Annotated in this window: 4 protein-coding genes; 1 reads left to right on the top strand and 3 read right to left on the bottom strand. The window is 70.8% G+C overall.

Going from position 1 to position 4,208, the window contains the following annotated elements:
• The 3 genes from ESO86_RS19775 to ESO86_RS12530 all read right to left on the bottom strand — a co-directional run.
• The coding region (locus ESO86_RS19775) for a three-helix bundle dimerization domain-containing protein (RefSeq protein ID WP_207207117.1) at positions 1–295 on the bottom strand (295 nt) is incomplete at its 3' end.
• 56 nt (positions 296–351) lie between these two features.
• The gene (locus tag ESO86_RS12535; RefSeq protein ID WP_129235331.1) at positions 352–681 is read right to left on the bottom strand and encodes a nuclear transport factor 2 family protein; all 330 of its coding nucleotides are present in this window, start codon (positions 679–681) and stop codon (positions 352–354) included.
• Between the two features lie 83 nt (positions 682–764).
• Positions 765–3,194 (bottom strand): M14 family metallopeptidase, encoded by a 2,430-nt coding sequence (locus tag ESO86_RS12530; RefSeq protein ID WP_207207116.1) that lies wholly within the window; start codon positions 3,192–3,194, stop codon positions 765–767.
• Positions 3,195–3,509: 315 nt separating this feature from the next.
• Between ESO86_RS12530 and ESO86_RS12525 the strand changes: the two genes are divergently transcribed.
• A complete protein-coding gene (locus ESO86_RS12525) occupies positions 3,510–4,202 on the top strand; it encodes a YdeI/OmpD-associated family protein (protein ID WP_129235329.1) in 693 nt (230 codons plus the stop codon).
• Positions 4,203–4,208 lie beyond the last annotated feature (6 nt).

Raw genomic sequence — 4,208 nt, 5'->3', positions numbered from 1 at the left:
GCGCGCGCTCCATCGGGTCGACCTCGGCGCCGTCGGGGCGCCGGACCTCGTCCGCGGCGGCGAGCGCCGCGGCGTCCGGCTCGACGTCGACGCCCTTCGCCTCCGCCTTCAGCCGCTTGCGGGCCTCGCGCTCGACGAGCACGGGCACGAAGTCGCGGACCGGTCGACCGTCGAACCGGTGGTGCTCCTCGTCGACGATCGCGTGGACGTGATCCTCGGAGAGGGAGGGGAAGCGCTCCAGCAGGCGCGAGACGACGTGCTCGACGGCCTGCTGTTCATCGGCCTCAGTGGTCATGGATGCAGTGTGCGCCGTCGCGTCGCCCTGTGCAAGCGCATCGTCGGATCGCAGGCCTACGCGATGAGGAACCGCGCGATCAGCCCGTCGCGCAGGTCGAACGTGAAGACGCCCGGCCCGTTGTACCCGCCGCCCGAGACGGTCACCGTGAGCAGGTACTGTCCCGGCAACCGTCCCGTCCTGATGGCGTGCGCCTCGACGTGCGCGTTCCTGCCGATGTTGTCGGACTCGTTCCAGCTCGCGACGCCCTCGCGGCCGTGGAACTCGCGACCCCAGTCGTTGACGTACGCGTCCTCGGTGAAGGCGGCGACGAACCCCTCGGAGTCGCCGGCGTTGGTGGTGTCGACGAACGCCCGGATGGCCTCGGGCATGGCGGTGTCGGACATGGGCACACCCTACGCCGACGACCGCGGCCGCGGCATCCGTTCGGACGCCGCGGCCGCAGCCGGTTCGGGCCTGGCGGGGAGGCTCAGCTCGGCGCGTTCGCCGTCGTCGTGCTGAAGTTGGTGCCGCCGCCTCCGGGCTTGTAGTTCTTCTCGATGTTGCCCGCCGCGTCGACGGAGAACCACTTGATCCTGGTGCCGGCCGGCACCGTGATCGTCTCACCGCCCTCGCGGATGCCCGCGGAGGCATACATCGTCGAGGCGAACGTCGGCTTGGCCCCGTCGACCGTGTAGAAGACCGACGCCGGCTCCGACGTCTCGAACACCACGTCGACCATGCCCGCCTCGGCGCTCGCCGAGACGACCACCGAACTCGAGGGGCGCTGCGAGTCGGTGTGGTAGTCGTACGCCACGCGCATGAGCTCGACGAGGCCGTTCGCGAACTCCTGCGACTCGGCGTGCGCCGACGGGCCCATCGGGTTCTCGTTCTCGAACGGGGGCTGGAACTGCGTCCCGACCTCGAAGTTCCAGGCGTAGATGCCGTACTTGTACCAGAGCATGTCACCGGAGTTGCCGGCCGCCGAGTACAGCACGTCGGAGACGGGGCCCGTGCGCGCCGGGGTCACCGACAGGCCGCGGTACCGCTTGATCTCGGAGAGGATCCGCGACGACGCGCCCCAGAAGTACGCCTCGTCCTCGACCGTCGGTCGCGGCGCCGAGATGCGACCCGGGGTGATGTACGCGCCGGGCGACCACATGAAGTAGTTGCCCGAGCTGTGCAGGTTCATCGAGAACTCGATGTTCGGGTTCTCCGCCGCGATCCAGTCGATGTTGGCGCTCTCCGGCTCGCTCAGCTCGCTCGGGCCGGCGTACGTGCTGCTCGTGCACGACGTCGACGCGCCGTTGTAGCCGTCGAAGAGGCTGTACGTGTCGTAGTTGCGGTTGTTGTCGACGCCCCAGTTGTCCCTCGCGAGGAAGTCGGCGCTGCCCGTCCGCTCGCAGTGGTTGAACATGTTCTTCCGCTGCGAGTTGAAGTCGTAGAACGAGTAGTGACCGCCGTCCGGGTTGACCGAGGGCACGATCCAGATGTCGAGGTTGTTCACGAGGCGCTTGGTCTCCGCGTCCTGCGCGTAGTTGCGCAGCATCCGCTCGGCGGTCTCGACCGCGACGAGCGGCGGCACCCATTCGCGTGCGTGCTCCTGGGCGTAGGCGAGGACGCCCGGCTTCGAGCCGTCGCGCACCTTGCCGATCCGGATCGCGTACACCGGGTGCGGGTCGCGCGAGACGGTCTCGGGCGCCGACAGGTCGTCGGTGAGGTCCGCCGCCGCGGGGGCGACGACCCCCGACCCGGAGTTGCCGCGGTACGTGTACGCGACGACGAGCGCGGATGCCGCGGGCGAGGCGTTGATCGCCGCGACGACCTGCGCCGCGGTGCTCGTGACGTCGCCGGCGGCGCTCGTCGCGAGCGACACCGTGATGTCACCGCCGGCGACGGTGACCGAGAGCGGCGAGTTCGGCGCGCCGGGGTCGACCGTCGCGATGCTGAGGTCGTTGCCGCCCTCGTGGCCCCAGGCGATCGAGTCGACCGCGACGCGGGTGCTGCTGCTGGAGCCGAGCACCGCCTGGGCGAGGCGCCGGTAGCCGTTCGTCTCGTAGGGCAGTTCGACGATCTCCGAGATCTGCGGGAACTCCGCGGCGAGGTCGGCGATGCGGTCGTAGAGCTCGGTCGGCGTCAGGTACGACGTGATGAAGTCGCTCTGGTAGTTCGGGCCGAACGCGTCCTCGCCCTCGAGCGGCAGCCAGTCGTTCACCTTCGCGGTGGCGACGTCGCCGGTCGGGCTGACGATGCGGATCGTGTCGGGTCGCGTCTCGACGACGGCGGCGCCGCGGTGGTACAGGTAGACGCTCGCGTCGACGAAGCGGCTGATGTTCTGGCTGCCGCCGGAGCCCGGGTCGGTGCCCGGACCGCTGTCGCGCTCGACCGTGAGCTGGGCCGAATTCGTCTGTCCGTCGGCCCACTTGGCCTCGACGGAGAGGTAGCCGACGCCGTACGAGGTGTAGTAGTCGGCGCGGATGATCTTCACGTCGGAGACCTCGGCGGCCGCCGCGGCCTCCGCGAACTCCTCGTTCGCCGCGACCGCCTCGGCGATGGTCGCGTCGCGCTCGGCGAGCACGGCGGCGGTGTCGTCCTCGTCGTGCAGGGACTTCCCGACCGCGAAGCCGTGCGCCCGGAGCGCGTCCGCCTCGCCGTCGCTGACGACCGCGTGGGCGGTGATCGTGCCGTCCGGGTTGGCGTGCGCGGCGTGGTCGAGGTCGACGCCGGTGTCGACCAGGCGGTCGAGCTCTGCGGCGTCGGCGACGATCACCTCGACGACGGCGACCTCGTCACCGGCGTCGCGGACGAGGTCCGGCAGCGGCTCGGTGCCGCTGGCCGGACCGATGGGCGTCATGCTGGTGAGGATCAACCCGGCGAGCGCGGCGAACGCCGCCGACCCCCCGAGCATCCTGCGTCTCATCGTGGACATCGTGTCTTCCCCCTCGTTGCGGTGACTCTGAGATGGAGCCTGCGCCGGAGGGAGCACCCACGAGTGCCGTCGTCCCCCAACTCCGGCCGGCCGAGCCGAACCGCGGGTGCGGGCCGGTCGAGCGTGCGCTCTGTCTATCGGTTGGGCAACTTTCGCGTCAACGATGTCAAAAGTAGACGGGACGAATTGCCCGTTCCACGGCACCTGCGGTGGACGATCGGCGCGGGGCGACGCAACGGGGTGACCCGGCGCCGCCGGTCCCGAGGCGCCGGTGCCGGCGTCGGTGGCCCCTGCCAGACTCGACCCATGAGCGGCACCATCGGCACGCCGGGCGGCACGCCCGAGCGGCCCGCCCTGTTCTTCTCAGGTCCAGAGGAGTTCCGCGCCTGGCTCGAGGCCAACCACGAGACCGAGACCGAACTGTGGATGGGCCTCTACAAAAAGGGCGCGCCCGAGCGCGGACTCACGTGGGAGGAGGCCGTGCCCGAGGCGCTCTGCTTCGGCTGGATCGACTCGGTGTCGCAGCGCATCGACGACGTCGCCCGTCGGCAGCGCTGGACTCCCCGCAAGCCGACGAGCAACTGGTCGGCCGTGAACGTCGCGCACGTCGAGCGGCTCACGGCCGAAGGCCGCATGCGTCCGGCGGGCATCGCGGCGTACGAGCGGCGGCGCGACGACCCGACGGCGATCTACTCGTTCGAGAACCTCGATGAGGCGCTGCCGCCGTCGTTCGCGGCGATGCTCGAGGCGGATGCCGCGGCGTCCGCCTTCTGGGAGACCGCGACGCCGAGCTACCGCAAGCTGGTCGCGCACTGGGTGCGGTCCGCGAAGCAGGAGTCCACGCGGGAACGACGGATGTCGCAGCTCGTCGAGTGCAGCGCGGCGGGCGAGCTCGTGCCCTTCCAGCGGTACGGGGCGACCCCGAAGTGGGTCGAGCGGGCCGCGGCGGCGGCCCGGGCAGCGACCGAGGCGAACGGCCGAGCCGCCGGGCCCGACTGAGCCAGG

This window comes from Agromyces binzhouensis (genome assembly GCF_004135055.1).
In the GTDB taxonomy this organism is placed as follows: domain Bacteria; phylum Actinomycetota; class Actinomycetes; order Actinomycetales; family Microbacteriaceae; genus Agromyces; species Agromyces binzhouensis.
This window is presented reverse-complemented; position numbering and strand designations above follow the sequence as displayed.